This is a genomic window from Streptomyces sp. NPDC002499 (assembly GCF_053595415.1).
This window is the reverse complement of the sequence record NZ_JBSFXO010000004.1, coordinates 582,213-597,202: the sequence shown is the minus strand read 5'-3', so window position 1 is coordinate 597,202 and position 14,990 is coordinate 582,213. Positions and strand designations below refer to the sequence as shown.

The window sequence follows — 14,990 nt, the reverse complement described above, 5'->3', positions numbered from 1 at the left end:
CTAGGCAAGGGAGTTCACCCGTGACCGGAGCAATCTCGCCTGACCGGCGCCGATTTCTGACCACGGGGGCCGCCGTTCTCGGCGCCGCCGCCTCCGCCCAGCTCTGGCTGCCCGGTACCGCCCGGGCGGCCGAAGCCGCCCTGCCCGACGGGGTGTTCAGCCTCGGGGTGGCCTCAGGGGACCCGCTGCCGGACGGGGTCGTGCTGTGGACCCGGCTCGCCCCGGACCCGCTGCACGGCGGCGGAATGCCGGACCGCGTGGTCCAGGTGGAGTGGGAGATCTCGGAGAGCAAGTGGCTCGGCAAGCCGGTGCGCCGGGGCGTCGCCCTGGCCCGGCCCGAGTACGGGCACAGCGTCCACGTGGATGTACGCGGACTGCGCCCGGGCCGCGTGTACTGGTACCGCTTCCGGGCGGGCGGCCGGCTCTCGCGCACCGGCCGCACCCGCACCGCCCCCGCGCCGAACAGCACCGGCGGCTCGCTGCGGGTCACCCTCGCCTCCTGCCAGAACTGGCAGAACGGCTACTTCACGCCGTACGCCGACATGCTCGCCCAGGATCCCGACGTCGTGCTCTTCGTCGGCGACTACATCTACGAGTCGGTGCCGGCCTCGACGGGACCGCGCCGGCACGAGGGCACGGGGGAGCCGTACACCCTGGTCGAGTACCGCAACCGGTACGCGCAGTACCGCAGCGACCCCGATCTCGCCGCGATGCACGCGAACGCCCCCTGGGTGGTCACCTTCGACGACCACGAGGTCGACAACGACTTCGCCGGCGAGATCCCGCAGGACCCCGGCAAACAGACCCACGACGCCTTCGTGGCCCGCCTCACCGCGGCCTACCAGGCCTACTACGAGCACATGCCGGTGCGCGCGAGCGCCGTACCGAGCGGGCCGCACATCCAGATGTACCGGCGCCTGGAATTCGGGCAGTTGGCCCGGCTGAACGTCCTCGACACCCGCCAGTTCCGCAGCGACCAGGCCACCAGCCAGGCCGGCGCCCAGAACCCCTCGTCGACCATGCTGGGCGCGAAGCAGAAGAAGTGGCTGCTCGACGGGCTGCACGGTTCGCCCGCGCGCTGGAACCTCATCGCCTCGCAGATCATGATGGCCGAGACCGACCTCCAGGTCGGCGAAGGCAAGCTCTGGTACTACGACGCCTGGGACGGCTACCAGACCGAACGCAACGCGCTGATGCGGGAGTTCGCGCAGATCCGCAACCCCGTCGTGCTCACCGGCGACCGCCATCTGACGATGATCAGCGACCTCAAGAAGGACTTCGCCGATCCGCGGTCCGCCGTCGTGGGCGCCGAGTTCGTGGGCACGTCCATCTCCAGCAACGGCGACCAGAACCAGGCCGCCTTCCACACCGAGTGGGACCCGCGCATGCCGGACAACCCGCACTGGAAGCTGATCGACGCCCACCGCGGCTACCACCTCTTCGACATCCGGCACGACGGCATCGACGCGCAGGTGAGAGTGGTCGACACGGTCCTGAGCCCGCGGGCGACGCCGAGCACGCTGGGCCGGCTGCGGGTGGAGGCGGGACGGCCGGGGGTCGAGCCGGTGTGACCTCCGTACGAGGGAAGCCCGGGGCTCATCGGCGTCCCAGGCGTCTCTCAGGCCAATCTCAGGTACTCCTCTTACCCTCCGTTAACCATGGAGATCGACTGTACGAGTGATGACGACAGGGTGAACGGCAGTCGCGCAGGCCTCGCCCCACAGCCCGCCCCGCTGCCCGCCGGCACCCGGCTGCTGCACATAGGTCCGCACAAGACGGGGACCACCTCGATCCAGGGCGCGTTGTTCGCCGTGAAGGAGCGACTCCCCGAGTACGGGATCGTGTTCCCGGCGAGCACCAGGCATCCGATGGAGGCGGCGCTGGCCGCCTGTGCCCGGCCGGCGATGATGGGCGACACCGCGCCGACCGACAGGCACTGGACGCGGCTGCTGGATCAGGTGGCGGCCACCAAGGGGAGCACCTCGGTGGTGAGCAGCGAGTTCTTCGCCGACGCCGAGGACGAGGCGACCGTACGCCGGATCGTGGAGCAGCTCGGCGGGGACCGCGTGCACATCCTGGTCACCCTGCGCCCGCTGGCCCGGATCATGCCCTCGCAGTGGCAGCAGTACGTGCAGAACGGGCTGCGCATGGGTTACGAGAACTGGCTGGAGCACATGCTCCGCAAGGCCCCGTACGAGAAGCCCAACCCCAGTTTCTGGCGTCGGCACCGGCACGACCGGCTGGTGGAGCGGTGGGCCGGGGTGGTCGGGCCCGAGCGGGTCACCGTCGTCGTGGTGGACGACGCGGACCGGGACGGGCTGATGCGGACCTTCGAGGCGCTGCTCGGACTGCCCGCGGGGCTGCTGCGGCCGGTTCCGGACGCGGCGAACCGTTCCCTCACCCTCGCCGAGACCGAAATGCTGCGGAATCTTAATATGGAATTCCGCGGCAATGGACTTCCCGACGAGCTGTATTCCAAGCTCGTGCGCAACGGCGCCGTCATGCATATGAAGAACTCGTGCAGCCCCTCGCCGGAGGACGTGAAGATCGCCACCCCGGGCTGGGCCCTCGACGCGGCCGCCGGGATCGGCGCCGAGATGGCCGGCCGGATCGGCGCGCTGGGCGTCCGCGTGATCGGTGATCCGGACGTTCTCTCGGCCCGGCCGAAACCGCCCGCCTGGGAGCCGCCGGCCGAGCCGCGGATCGCTCCCGAGGTGGCCGCCCAGGCGCTCTACGGCGTGCTCGCCGCGGCCGCCGAGGTGCCGGTCAGACACACCACCCCGGCGAAGGCGCGCACGGTTCACCAGACCTCTTCCAAGGAGCTGGTGAAGGTGCTCGGGCACCGCTGCCTGAACAAGCTGCGGCGTCACTGAGCCGCGCGGCCGTCACCACAGGCGTCACACTGTGTGGATTTCCGGCTCCTGTGGAGTTACTCACAGCGATAACGCGGGAACCCGGACAACGCTTCCCGCGTCACCAGCAGTGCAAGGTGAATGCCAGGTAGCGGGCACATATGCAGCGAACGGCGCTCGCCTTGCACTGCGGTTACCGCAAGTGGGACCATTTCCCCGTTCCCAATCGCCCAAGGTAGGTCCTCTGTGTCCCAGCACATAGCCAAGCCCCGTACCACCGCAGTGATCCTGGCGGGTGGCACCGGCCAGCGCGTGGGTCTGTCGATCCCCAAGCAGCTGCTGAAGATCGCCGGCAAGGCAGTCATCGAGCACACCCTCACCACCTTCGAGAGGGCCGACTCGATCGACGACATCATCGTGCTGATGGCGCCGGGATACGTGCCCGACATCGAGAAGATCGTCGCCAAGGCCGGATTCACCAAGGTCAAGAAGATCATCGAGGGCGGCTCCACGCGGAACGAGACCACCGAGCGCGCCATCGCGGCCCTCGGCGAGGGCCTGGCCGAGGGCGAGGACCTGAACGTCCTCTTCCACGACGCCGTGCGCCCCCTGCTGTCGCGGCGCGTCATCGACGACTGCGTGGTCGCCCTGGAGCGCTTCCAGGCCGTCGACGTCGCCATCCCGTCCGCGGACACGATCATCGTGACCCGCACGCACGGCGACGACGGCGAGTTCATCACCGAGATCCCCGACCGCGCCCGGCTGCGCCGCGGTCAGACCCCGCAGGCCTTCAAGCTGGCCACGATCAAGCGCGCCTACGAGGTCGCCGCCGGTGACCCCAACTTCCAGGCCACGGACGACTGTTCGGTCGTGCTCAAGTACCTGCCGGACGTGCCGATCCACGTCGTCGCGGGCGACGAGTACAACATGAAGGTCACCCAGCCCGTCGACGTCTTCATCGCCGACAAGCTCTTCCAGCTCGCCTCCACCGCCACGCCCGAGCAGATGGACGAGGCGACCTACCGCGAGCTGCTCACCGGCAAGACGGTCGTCATCTTCGGCGGCTCCTACGGCATCGGCAAGGACATCGCCGCGCTCGCCGAGTCCTACGGCTCCAAGGTCTACGCGCTGGGCCGCTCCACCACCGGCACCCACGTGGAGAACCCGGAGGAGGTCGACGACGCGCTGTCCAAGGCGTACGCGGAGACCGGCCGGATCGACTACGTCGTGAACACCGCGGGCGTGCTGCGCATCGGCAAGCTGGCCGAGACCGACAACGCGACCATCGAGGAAGCGCTCAAGGTCAACTACCTGGCTCCCGTGCAGATCGCTCGTTCGGCGTACAAGTACCTGGCCGAGACCAAGGGCCAGCTGCTGCTGTACACCTCCAGCAGCTACACCCGGGGCCGCGCCGAGTACAGCCTCTACTCCTCGACCAAGGCCGCCATGGTGAACCTCACCCAGGCCCTGTCCGACGAGTGGGCCGGCGACTCCATCCGGGTCAACTGCGTCAACCCCGAGCGCACCGCGACGCCCATGCGCACCAAGGCCTTCGGACAGGAGCCGACGGGCAGCCTGCTGTCCTCCGAGGCCGTCGCGCGCACCTCGCTCGACGTGCTGCTGTCCGAGCTGACCGGGCACGTCATCGACGTCCGCCAGCAGGACCCGACGGCGGGCGCCGCGCAGGCCTCCGGCTTCGAGGCGGCGCTGGCCTCGGTGCTCGACCGCCAGGACGGCGTGTAATAATTGGCGCCAATTCTTCTTCGTCGGTAATTCAGGCCTCTGCGATCGCTCGTTAACCGAGTGTTCGCAGAGGCCTGAATCCGTACCTCCGGCGAATTACTACCGAATAACCACAAACCCTGCGCACCCCCAGACCAAACGGCACTCCCTCGCAGAGCAGGTTCTCAGTGATATCCACCGCTATTCGCGTCGCCCGCGTCGGCAGCGCGGCCGAGCTGGCCGCGGCGGCCCTGATGATGCTGGGCTACCCGGCCCTCATGCTGGCCGCGCTCGTCCCGAACGTGTACGCCTTCGCGGCCGCCGCCGCCGTGACGTATCTGGCGGACCACTATCTGCACCGCAAGGGCAGCTACCTCGTCAACCGGCTCAGCAAGGTCCGCGCCGGCCTGTCGATCCGCTTCCTGATCAGGCAGCTCCTGCTGATCCTGCTGCTGGCCCGCATGGACCTCGCGGACAACCTGATCTACTACGGCGCCATAGCGTGCTTCATCGCGTTCTACGGCCTCCAGGCCCCGCACGGCGCGCTGGTCACGCTGATCCGCAACCGCCGCCGGATGCCGGTCGCCACCCGCAACGTCGACCTCGAGTCGCGCATCCGCATCCCGGACGCCCCGCCGCCCGGCCTGCTGAACCGCTCGGCCGAGAAGATGCTCCACCTCGACCTCTTCGCCGTCATCGGCATCCTGGTCTCCTGCGCCGTGGACAACTCCGTCGCCGGCTTCGTCGGCATCGGCATCACCCTGCTCCTGGGCTCCCTCTACGTCCTGGCGCTGGTCCCGTACGTCCGCGGCAGCAAGATCCCGCCGAACGCGGACAAGGTGCTGGCCGCCGTCGACGAGTGGCTGCGCGACTACCGGCCCGACACGGTGCTGTACTTCTCCGGCTCCAAGGACTCCACGTACCAGGTCAACATGTGGCTGGAGACGATGGAGGAGCTGGACTCCAAGCCGCTGATCATCCTGCGCGAGCGGGTCATACTGCAGACCCTCGCGCCCACCACCGTCCCCGTCATCTGCGTGCCCGGCGGTGTGCACCTGATGAACATGGACCTGAACACCGTGCGCGTCGCCCTGTACGCGGCGAACGTCGGCAAGAACATCCACCTGCTGCGCGTGCCCACCATGAAGCACGTCTTCATCGGCCACGGCGACAGCGACAAGCTGGCCAGCGTCAACCCGTTCAGCAAGGTCTACGACGAGGTGTGGACCGCGGGCCGGGCCGGCCGCGACCGCTACGCCATCGCCGACGTCGGCGTCCGCGACGAGGACATCGTCGAGGTCGGCCGCCCGCAGCTGGCGCCGATCGAGACCCGGCAGGGTGCCGTGGACGGTCGTATCCCCACGATCCTGTACGCGCCCACCTGGGAGGGCTGGGACGGCGACCCCGGCAACACCTCCCTCGTGCTGGCCGGCGAGAACATCGTCAAGAAGCTGATCAAGGCCGACCCGCCGGTCCGCGTCCTGTACAAGCCGCACCCCTTCACCGGCACCGTCTCCGCCGCGGCCGGCGCCGCGCACCGGCGCATCACGGCCCTGGTCGAGAAGGCCGCCCTGGAGCGCACCACCGACTCCCGCTTCACCGCCGACGCGGCCGAGCAGGACACGGCCAAGGCCGACCTGGTCCGCATCGAGGCCCGGATCGCCGAACTGTCCGGCACCGTCGGTGAGAAGGGCGACGAGGCCGAGGCCACCCGCGACGGCGTGGTCGACGTCGAGCGGCACGCGGAGGTCGCCCGGCTGCGCGCCGAGTGGAACGACGCCTACTGGCGCTCCTTCGGCAGCTTCGAGCACCGGGTCGTCACGGGCGCCGAGCCGCGCCTGTACGACTGCTTCAACGTGTCCGACGCGATGGTCTCCGACATCTCCAGCGTGGTCTCCGACTTCATCGCGAGCGGCAAGCCGTACGCGGTCGCGGACTCCGCCGGGCTGGGCGTGGAGGAGTTCAAGCGGCAGAACACCGCGGTGCGCGCGGCCGTGATCCTCTCCAACAAGGCCACGGAGCTGGGCGAGCTGCTGGCCGCCGTCCGCGACCCGGCCGCCGACAAGCTGGCGGCGGACCGCAAGGAGCTCAAGCAGTACCTGCTCGGCCCGGACGAGCCGACCTCCATCGAGCAGTTCAACACCGCGGTGGCGGACCTGGCCCGCAAGGCCGGCACCCGCAACCTCGGCCAGGAGTCCCGCAACGCGGCCGGTGTCCCCGGCGCGGACGAGCTCTCCGACGCGTTGTCGACGCCACAGCCGCCGACCGTGTGAAAAAGGTGAGAAGGGCCCGGTTTTCGCGGAGTGACCGTCGAAAACCGGGCTCTTTTACGTATCTCCAGGCAACCGTCCCGGCCGGTCGTCCGTCTTGCAGGTGTCGAGCGGATCGACCAGGGGGAAACAGCCCGTGACCAAGGGGAGACGTGACCGTGGCGCAGCCTGATGTGAGCGTGATCATCGGGGCGTACGAAGCGATGCCGTACCTGCTCGAGTGCCTGGCCTCCGTCGAGGCGCAGACCATCGACCCGGCGCGCATCGAGGTCATCGCGGTCGACGACGGTTCCACGGACGGCACGGGGGAGTGCCTGGAGGCCTTCGCGGCCCGGGCGCCGATGCCGGTCACCGTGATCCGGCAGGACAACTCGGGCGGCCCCAGCGGCCCGCGCAACGTGGGCCTCGGCAAGGCGGCCGGGCGCTACGTCTTCTTCCTCGACGCCGACGACCGGCTCGGCACCGAGGCGCTGGAGCGGATGGTCGCGGCGGCCGACCGCAACCGCACGGACGTGGTCCTGGGCCGGGTCGAGGGCGTCAACCGCAAGCCGCCGACGACGATGTGGGACCGGTCCTTCGACCGCACCGACGTCTTCTCCTCCAACATCAAGTTCACGCTGAGCGCGCAGAAGCTGTTCCGCCGGGAGTTCCTGGAGCGGCACGGCATGCGCTTCGACGAGTCGCTGTGGACCGGCGAGGACGCGCTGTTCACCATGGAGGCGTACCTGCGCGCCGACGGCGTCTCCGTGATCGCCGACTACACCTGCTACTACCTGGTGGGCCGCGACGACGGCAAGCACGTGACGAAGACCGGGAGTTACATCCTGCGCTTCGACTCCGCGCGCGCCCTGATGCGCCTGATCGCCGAGTACGTGCCCCCGGGGGAGCGGCGGGACGCGCTGTTGGTGAGGCCCTTCCTGGTGACGCTGCTGCCGCAGTTCGGCGTCAAGTACCTGAGGAACAGCGAGAAGGTCAGGCGGCACAAGTTCGAGCTGGCGAAGCCGCTGATGGAGGAGTACTGGAGCGAGGGCATCGCCGCCCGGCTCCGGGTCGAGGAGCGCCTCAGGCTGCACCTGGTGGCCGAGCGGCGGCCCGAACTCCTGCTGCCCGTCATAGAGTTCGTACAGGACAAGCAGGAGGCCGCCAGGCTCCTGGAGCGCAAGGGCCACCACCTCTACTTCGGCTACCCGTACTTCCGTGACACGGCGATCGGCATACCCGACTGGATATACCTCGCCGCCCCGCGCGAGGCCCGCGGCTTCCCCGGCTACCGCGAGCACTCCGTCGGCTCGGTGCTGAAACGGGCGGCCAAGAAGGCCCGCAAGGTGCTCGCGACCCCGGGCCGCACGGCCTCGGCCGCATGACGACGGCAACGGCCGTACAGCCAGGGGCTGTACGGCCGTATCGCTGCTGGTGTCTCTACTTGCCCGACTGAAGTGCCCGGCGGATCGGGCGGGCCACCACCCGGCGGGCCCGGCGGTAGACGGACGGTGTCGCGACCGCCTTCGCCGCCGCCGCCGGCTTGGCCGCCTTGGCCGCACCTCGGGCCAGCTCCCGTCTCAACTGGGCGTTGTCCAGCGACAGTTCGGCGATACGGCTCTGCAGCCAGCCGAACCGGGAGGTCAGCGAGGAGATGTCCGCGTCGTTCCAGGGGCGGACGCCGGCCGGGAAGGACAGCTCCTTCATGCGGGCGTCGTGGGCGGCGCCGCCGTCGCCGTGCGCGAAGGTGTTCTCCAGGCCGTTGCGGTCCAGGAACCCGGTGAACCGTTCGAAGCGCTCCTGGTGGTTGCCGACCAGGCCGCTGAAGTCGGCCTCCGCGTACAGCGCGGCCGGGTCCGCGGCCTCGGGGTGCTCGCGCAGCTTGTCGATCCGGCGGTGCGGGATCTCGAAGTAGCGGCACAGCTCCAGCGTCCGCGAGTCGCTGCACAGCACCGTGGCGGGCGTCCCCGCGAGCAGCGCCGCGATGTTGCCGTGGATGCGGGAGCCGAAGGAGAAGTCGTAGCCGCGCAGGTCGTCGATCCAGGTGATCGGGTCGATGTAGACGCGGGCCTTGCCCTCCCGGTACATCGGGTGGTCCGGGTGGGTGGGCATCGCGGTCACCGCCGCGTTCGGGTGGGACAGGTCCCGCCAGTGCAGCTGCTGCGCGTCGCTGAGGTTCTGGCCGATGAAGGTCAGGTGCGGATAGCGGGCGTGGGCGCGGGTGATGACCTGGTCCAGGCCCTGCTTCTGCACCGCGCTGTGCGAGCCGTTGACGGCGATCCGGGACTCGGTGGTGAGCTCCGCCGCGCCCTTCTGCACGGTCAGTTCCTTGCCGTACATGAACAGAGAGGGGCAGCCGATCAGTTCGACGTCCTGGAAGCCCAGGTCGCGCAGGTACTTCTCGGTGAACTCGCCGCGCACCCCGATCGAGGCGCTGCGGTCGAGGACGGCGGAGACGAAGGCGCGTACCGACTCCTCCATGGGCTTCAGCCGCGCCGCGTTGTAGTTCAGGCCCGCCTGCGCGCCTATGCCCAGCACCACGACCGGGATCTTCAGCCGGGATATCAGCCGGGTCAGCCGCTGAAGCTGGGGCTCGAAGGAGGGCCGGAACGCGTTGGCGAGGGGCACGACGAAGGCGTCGTACTCCTCGTTGATACGGTCGGCCGCCGCGATGTCGGTCCTGATCCCGTTCGAGACGACCTCGGTGTCCGGCGTCTGCAGGATCTTGTGGGAGGCGTCGCTGAAGATCAGGTTGCCCGAGTTTGTGGCGAAGACGTCTTGGTGGAGGGCCTGTTCGACCGGCACGACGTCGTACGGGCTCTTGCCCGACCTGAGGAGTATGCGCTTCACGCGGCGAACTGTAGGGGGCACAGAGTTCAACTTATGTTTGTGTTGCCTTTAATTTCTATAAGCAACCGGTGCAACCTTTTTGCCGTACGCGGGGCGTGAGGATGCCGTTACGCGATGATGTCCGGGGACTGGAATGCCCGCGCGCCGGGAAGCCCCGTTCGCGTAGATTGCCGGGCGGTGCAGCCCGAGCAGGCGAGGGGACGGAAGAGCAAGGTGGCAGGGGCAAGGCAGGCCGTGGCGCAAGCCCGCAGGATCGTCGTCAAGGTGGGCTCCTCGTCGCTGACCACCGCGGCCGGCGGTCTGGACGCCGACCGGGTGGACGCGCTCGTCGACGTCCTCGCCAAGAGCCGCGGCGGCGGGGAGCGGGAGGTCGTCCTCGTCTCCTCCGGGGCCATCGCCGCCGGACTCGCCCCGCTGGGCCTGCGCCGCCGCCCCCGGGACCTGGCCCGCCAGCAGGCCGCCGCCAGCGTCGGCCAGGGCCTCCTGGTCGCCCGCTACACCGCCTCCTTCGCCCGCTACGGCGTCCGCGTCGGACAGGTCCTGCTCACCAGCGACGACATGAGCCGCCGCGCCCACCACCGCAACGCCTCCCGCACCCTCGACAAGCTGCTCGCCATGGGCGCGCTGCCCGTCGTCAACGAGAACGACACCGTCGCCACCGACGAGATCCGCTTCGGCGACAACGACCGCCTCGCCGCCCTCGTCGCCCACCTCGTCCACGCCGACCTCCTGGTCCTGCTCTCCGACGTCGACGGCGTCTACGACGGCGACCCGAGCAGGCCCGGCACCTCGCGGATAGCGGAGGTCCGCCGGCCCGAGGACCTCGCGCACGTCGAGATCGGCAGCTCCGGCAAGGCAGGCGTCGGCACCGGCGGCATGGTCACCAAGGTCGAGGCGGCCCGGATCGCCGCCGCCGCCGGCATCCCCGTGGTGCTGACCAGCGCGGTGCACGCGGCCGAGGCGCTGTCCGGCGGCGACACCGGCACCTACTTCCACGCCACCGGCAAGCGCTCCGCCGACCGCCTGCTGTGGCTCCAGCACGCCTCCACCCCACAGGGCTCGATCACCCTGGACGACGGCGCGGTCCGGGCCGTCGTGGAGCGGCGCACCTCGCTGCTGCCGGCCGGGATCGCCTCCGTCGAGGGCGAGTTCAGCGCCGGGGACCCGGTCGAGCTGCGCGACTCCACCGGGCGCGCGGTCGCCCGGGGGCTCGTCAACTTCGACGCCAAGGAGATCCCCCAGCTGATCGGACGTTCGACGCGGGAGCTCGCGCGCGAGCTGGGCGCCGCGTACGAGCGTGAGGTCGTACACAGGGACGACCTCGTCGTCCTGCACCCGTAATTGGGCCGAAACGTCCGTCCCCCGGTGGTGGACGTTCCGCAAAAGTGCCACGCGGCGGCCCCCGGCCTGCTCAACTTTGTCCCAGGGACACAATCCGCGCGAGCACCGCTCGACCTTTGGTGAAGGAGGCCGTCGTGAGACGAGTGCGCCCCGGGGCCGCCTCCCGCGCGACCGGCGAGGAGCGGGCCCTGACCAGCGTCGCGGCCGGCGAGCGGTACACGGAGCCGGCGGACCTGCCCCGCCTGTGGCACATCACCCTCAGCGTCTCCGGCGACGAGACCCCGCTCACCGAGGTCCGCCGGGGCCTGGAGCAGCTCGCGCACGACCACCCCTTCCTGCTGACCAGCCGCTACGCCAACGACCACGCGGAGATCCGCTACTGGGAGGAGGCCCGCGACCTGCACGACGCGGCCGCCGTCGCGCTGCGCCTGTGGGGCGAGCACCGCCAGACCGCCAAGCTGCCGCCCTGGGAGATCGTCGGCCTGGAGGTCATCGACCGCCAGACCTACCACCAGCGCCTCGCCGAGGGATACGGCCCACCACCCGCCAGCCCGGTGGGGGTTCACCCCTTTTGAGCCCGTCTCGGGGTATGGGATACGCGCTGGACGCACCCGTCCGGAGCATTACGCTGCGGGCATGACCACGCTTTCGCCGTACGACTCCATGTCCCCGGTCACCCGGGCCGCCTACCGCGCCAAGTCCGCCGCCGCCGACCTCGCCCCGCTGCCGCGCGCGGACAAGGACGACGCGCTGCTCGCCGTCGCGGACGCGCTGGAGGTCCGCACGAGCGAGATCGTCGAGGCCAACGCCAAGGACATCGCCAAGGCCCGCGCGGCCGGCACCAGCGAGACGGTCATCGACCGGCTCACCCTCACCCCGGAGCGGGTGCGCGCCATCGCCTCCGACGTCCGGGACGTCGTCGCGCTGCCCGACCCGGTCGGCGAGGTCGTCCGCGGCTCGACCCTCCCGAACGGCATCGACCTGCGCCAGGTCCGCGTCCCGCTCGGCGTCGTCGGCATCATCTACGAGGCCCGCCCGAACGTGACGGTCGACGCCGCCGCCCTCTGCCTGAAGTCCGGCAACGCGGTCCTGCTGCGCGGCTCCGCCTCCGCCTACGAGTCGAACACCGCCCTCGTACGGGTCCTGCGGGACGCCGTGGGCGGCGCCGGCCTGCCCGCCGACGCCGTGCAGCTGGTGCCCGGCGAGAGCCGCGAGAGCGTGCGCGAGCTGATGCGCGCCCGCGGCCTGGTCGACGTCCTCATCCCGCGCGGCGGCGCCTCCCTGATCCAGACCGTCGTCACCGAGTCCACGGTCCCCGTGATCGAGACCGGCGTCGGCAACTGCCACGTCTACGTCGACGCCCACGCCGACCTCGACATGGCCGTCGACATCCTGATCAACTCCAAGGCCCAGCGGCCCAGCGTCTGCAACGCCGCCGAGACCCTCCTGGTCCACCAGGACATCGCCGCCGAGTTCCTGCCGCGCGCCCTGGACGCGCTCGCCGAGGCCGGAGTGACCGTGCACGCCGACCCGCGGGTGCTGGCGTACGCGAAGGACTCCGAGGCGACCGTCGTCGAGGCCACCCTGGAGGACTGGGACACCGAGTACCTCTCCTACGACATCGCCGCCGCCGTGGTGGACTCCCTGGACAAGGCCGTCGAGCACATCCGGCTGTGGAGCTCCGGGCACACCGAGGCGATCGTCACCACCTCCCAGCAGGCCGCCCGCCGCTTCACCCAGTTGGTCGACTCCACCACGGTCGCCGTGAACGCCTCCACGCGCTTCACCGACGGCGGCCAGTTCGGCTTCGGCGCGGAGATCGGCATCTCCACCCAGAAGCTGCACGCCCGGGGCCCCATGGGCCTGCCGGAGCTGACCAGCACCAAGTACATCGTCACCGGCGACGGCCACATCCGGCGCTGAGCCGGCCATCGGCCGCCCGCCGACCGGGCGTCTCAGCAGGCGGATGAATTTCCATACCGTCTGCCCAAATTGACCCCCCAGGTCTACTCTGGAGAGGTGCCGGAGGACGTGGGGGGCACGCCGTTCCCTGACGGCTGGGAGCCCGACGACGACCACGACCGCGGAATGTCGGACGAAGAGTTCGCATCCGTGGTCTTCGACGAGGCCTTCGTCCGGGCGGCCGTGGTGCACGAGCCGACCGCCGTCGAACGCCTGCTGGCCGCCGCCCAGGCGAGAGCAGAGGCCTCCGAGGCGGAAGCCCGCCGGACGCACGGCACGGGCGAGCGCTACGAGGACGGCTACGGCCGCACCGGTTTCGGCCAAGATCCCGAGCTCGACGACCTGGACGACACCGACGACCCACAGGGCTGGGAGCGTCGCTACGGCGCCCCGGGGACGTACGGCAAACAGGTCCGCTGGCACCGTCCCGTCGCCTGGATGCTCGCCCTCGTGATGGGCATCGGCATGGTCGCGCTGGCTTTCTCGGCGGTCTACCGGGGTGCCTCCTCGGGCGGCAGCCGCGACCGGGTGCCGGCGCCCGCCTCGACCGGTCTGGAGCAGGGCAGCGCACCGCCGCCGTCCGCGTCCGCCGACTACTCCCAGCCACCCGTCTCGGTCATCCCGCGCTCGCCCTGAGCGGCCCCCGGCCGCCGGTGTGCGGTCCTGGTGAGAACCTGTCAGAAGTTGTCGCACATCAGGGCGTTTACCTGAGCCTCCTGAGACCTACCCTGAAGATATGGGCGGGCCTGGAAACCCACCTGAGGGGACTCCCGAGGGCGGCCCCGGAGGTGGCGAGGACGAGTACCGATCCGTCGTCTTCGACGAGTCGTTCGTCCGTGCTGCCCGGCTCCAGGAGTTCTCCGCGCAGGAGCGCATCGCCGACCACGCGCCCGCCGTCCGCCGCCGCCCGCCGCTGCGCCGGGGCCTGTCCCGGCAGGCGCTGGTCCTGGTCCTGCTGATCGCGGTGGCCTTCGGCACCGCGATCTACATGGGCGTACGGCATCCCTACCAGTCACCCGCGACCGCGCAGCCCGTCGAGCCCCTGCGGATGACCGTCATCCCGCTCGCCCCGCAGACCGAGGTGCCCGGGGCGGCCGATCCCGAGTCGCTGTACGCGCACAGCCCCGCCGCGCAGTACCTGGTCGGTGCCGAGGGCATACCGCTGCCCGCCTCGCGGCGCACCGCGCACTTCTCCGACAGCCAGGTCGTCACCGCGCTGACCACGGCCAAGGACTATCTCGTACGGTCCTCGCTCTACCCCGACGTGATCAGCGGGCAGGACGTCCGGCCCGTACGGGTCATCCTCGACGGCGCCCAACTCGACCAGTTCGACCAGAGTTTCGAGCACCCGACCGCGGACGGGCGGCACGCGCCCACCGGATGGCTGGTTCGCTTCGACGCGCGCGAGGCGCAGCTCGCCGACCGGAAGATCCGGGTCCAGGGCACGCTCCAGGCCGCCGAGACGGACTCCTCCACCCTCGAGGTCACCGCCGACCACACCTTCGTCTACGCGTTGCGGCCGGCCGGCGCGGACGCCAAGACCCCGGCCTCGCTCTTCACCGTCCGGCGCGAGCTCCAGTTCCGCTTCGACCGCGACGACCTGCGCCTGCACCAGGCCCAGCTGGTCGTCTCCTACGTCCAGGCGGGCCCCCTGTCCTGCACGGACGACTCCACCAACCACCTCCACCCCCTGCTGGCCGGCGAGACGGCGAAGGCGGGCGGCCCGGCCGGCACGAACCCCTACGCCACGGGCAGCGCGACGGCCCTGTGCGGAACGCTGGCGACGAGCGCGCAGCCGAGGGTGTAGCGGGCGGTCGAGAGTGTCGAGCGCGGCTCAAGGAGTGGCGGAGCCGCCGAAGCGGGGCGGGGCACGCTCCGCCGGGCCGGTCGTCCGGCGGACGGGCTGGGCCCGGACGTCTTCGTCGGCAGGCGGCCCGGCGCGCGACGACTGTCGCTTGCGACGGCGCGTTCGGGCGTGGCGGACCCGCGCCAGGCCCTCCCGGCCGGACCTTCG

The 14,990-nt window shown here is 70.5% G+C and carries 11 protein-coding genes; 10 read left to right on the top strand and 1 reads right to left on the bottom strand.

Translation table 11 applies throughout. From position 1 onward, the window contains the following. Nucleotides 1–20 precede the first annotated feature (20 nt). From ACWD5F_RS13705 to ACWD5F_RS13685, 5 genes are all read left to right on the top strand, one after another. A complete protein-coding gene (locus tag ACWD5F_RS13705; RefSeq protein ID WP_451253994.1) occupies nucleotides 21–1,571 on the top strand; it encodes an alkaline phosphatase D family protein in 1,551 nt (516 codons plus the stop codon). An 87-nt stretch (nucleotides 1,572–1,658) separates the two neighbouring features. After that, nucleotides 1,659–2,873, top strand: a complete 1,215-nt coding sequence (locus ACWD5F_RS13700) for a hypothetical protein (RefSeq protein ID WP_451253992.1) — start codon at nucleotides 1,659–1,661, stop codon at nucleotides 2,871–2,873. A gap of 225 nt (nucleotides 2,874–3,098) precedes the next feature. Continuing rightward, nucleotides 3,099–4,595 (top strand): SDR family NAD(P)-dependent oxidoreductase, encoded by a 1,497-nt coding sequence (locus ACWD5F_RS13695; protein ID WP_401720985.1) that lies wholly within the window; start codon nucleotides 3,099–3,101, stop codon nucleotides 4,593–4,595. Nucleotides 4,596–4,762: 167 nt separating this feature from the next. After that, a complete protein-coding gene (locus ACWD5F_RS13690; protein WP_451253990.1) occupies nucleotides 4,763–6,847 on the top strand; it encodes a hypothetical protein in 2,085 nt (694 codons plus the stop codon). A 149-nt stretch (nucleotides 6,848–6,996) separates the two neighbouring features. Continuing rightward, nucleotides 6,997–8,208 carry a glycosyltransferase family 2 protein gene (locus ACWD5F_RS13685; RefSeq protein WP_451253989.1) on the top strand — a complete coding sequence of 404 codons (1,212 nt, stop codon included), beginning with the start codon at nucleotides 6,997–6,999 and terminating at the stop codon, nucleotides 8,206–8,208. Between the two features lie 55 nt (nucleotides 8,209–8,263). On the opposite strand, the gene ACWD5F_RS13680 is transcribed toward ACWD5F_RS13685, so the two are convergent. After that, nucleotides 8,264–9,673 (bottom strand): polysaccharide pyruvyl transferase family protein, encoded by a 1,410-nt coding sequence (locus ACWD5F_RS13680; protein WP_451253987.1) that lies wholly within the window; start codon nucleotides 9,671–9,673, stop codon nucleotides 8,264–8,266. 234 nt (nucleotides 9,674–9,907) lie between these two features. Between ACWD5F_RS13680 and proB the strand changes: the two genes are divergently transcribed. The 5 genes from proB to ACWD5F_RS13655 all read left to right on the top strand — a co-directional run bounded on the left by proB (nucleotide 9,908) and on the right by ACWD5F_RS13655 (nucleotide 14,783). Further along, a complete protein-coding gene (proB, locus tag ACWD5F_RS13675) occupies nucleotides 9,908–11,014 on the top strand; it encodes a glutamate 5-kinase (RefSeq protein WP_451253985.1) in 1,107 nt (368 codons plus the stop codon). A 134-nt stretch (nucleotides 11,015–11,148) separates the two neighbouring features. Further along, nucleotides 11,149–11,589: a hypothetical protein gene (locus ACWD5F_RS13670; protein ID WP_401720971.1), complete on the top strand. Its 441-nt coding sequence runs from the start codon at nucleotides 11,149–11,151 to the stop codon at nucleotides 11,587–11,589. Nucleotides 11,590–11,650: 61 nt separating this feature from the next. Then, nucleotides 11,651–12,937, top strand: a complete 1,287-nt coding sequence (locus tag ACWD5F_RS13665) for a glutamate-5-semialdehyde dehydrogenase (RefSeq protein WP_401720968.1) — start codon at nucleotides 11,651–11,653, stop codon at nucleotides 12,935–12,937. A gap of 96 nt (nucleotides 12,938–13,033) precedes the next feature. Further along, on the top strand, nucleotides 13,034–13,612 hold the full coding sequence (locus tag ACWD5F_RS13660; protein ID WP_451253982.1) for an SCO2584 family spore wall biosynthesis protein: 579 nt from the start codon (nucleotides 13,034–13,036) through the stop codon (nucleotides 13,610–13,612). Between the two features lie 100 nt (nucleotides 13,613–13,712). Next, complete coding sequence (locus tag ACWD5F_RS13655) at nucleotides 13,713–14,783, top strand: SCO2583 family membrane protein (RefSeq protein ID WP_451253981.1); 1,071 nt, start codon at nucleotides 13,713–13,715, stop codon at nucleotides 14,781–14,783. The last annotated feature ends 207 nt before the right edge of the window (nucleotides 14,784–14,990 follow it).

What these genes read in the sequence shown, in the direction of transcription:
- ACWD5F_RS13700 (WP_451253992.1), top strand. Translation starts at nt 1,659, where the DNA reads ATGGAGATCGACTGTACGAGTGATGACGACAGGGTGAACGGCAGTCGC.
- ACWD5F_RS13665 (WP_401720968.1), top strand. Translation starts at nt 11,651, where the DNA reads ATGACCACGCTTTCGCCGTACGACTCCATGTCCCCGGTCACCCGGGCC.
- ACWD5F_RS13655 (WP_451253981.1), top strand. Translation starts at nt 13,713, where the DNA reads ATGGGCGGGCCTGGAAACCCACCTGAGGGGACTCCCGAGGGCGGCCCC.